This is a genomic window from Paenibacillus sp. EKM10P (genome assembly GCF_011800655.1).
In the GTDB taxonomy this organism is placed as follows: Bacteria; Bacillota; Bacilli; order Paenibacillales; family Paenibacillaceae; genus Paenibacillus; species Paenibacillus polymyxa.
On sequence record NZ_JAALET010000088.1, the window covers coordinates 1 to 386 of the forward strand.

Consider the following 386-nt stretch of genomic DNA (forward strand, 5'->3'; position numbering starts at 1 on the left):
AGGTAAACGGTTCGGCCTCCGCTTGATCCTCAGGCAAACGTACTTGGTCAGCCAAAGCAGCAGCGTTCCATTGCTTCCAGTAGGCGTATTCGCTGTCCATGGCTGCGCTATTCGCATAGACGGAAAGTTTTTGTGACCAGGAACGGAATGAATCTGTTTTGTCCGGTAACTGGAGCGTCTCTTCACGGATGGCCTGTTCATAGGCTACAGCTAAATCTTCGAACAAAATGCGCCATGATACCCCGTCCACGACCAAATGGTGAATTACCATCAACAGATGGTCCCCATCTGCACAGTGGAACAAACCAGCCTTCAACAGCGGCCCTTCATGCAGCTGGATACTGCTTTGAATTTCACTAGCTTTCGCCTCCATGGCTGCGCTGAGC

1 protein-coding gene is annotated in these 386 nt (G+C 51.3%); it reads right to left on the reverse strand.

The features are described from left to right. A partial coding sequence (locus tag HFE01_RS26530; protein WP_243208320.1) for a condensation domain-containing protein occupies window positions 1-386 on the reverse strand: 386 nt, incomplete at both ends.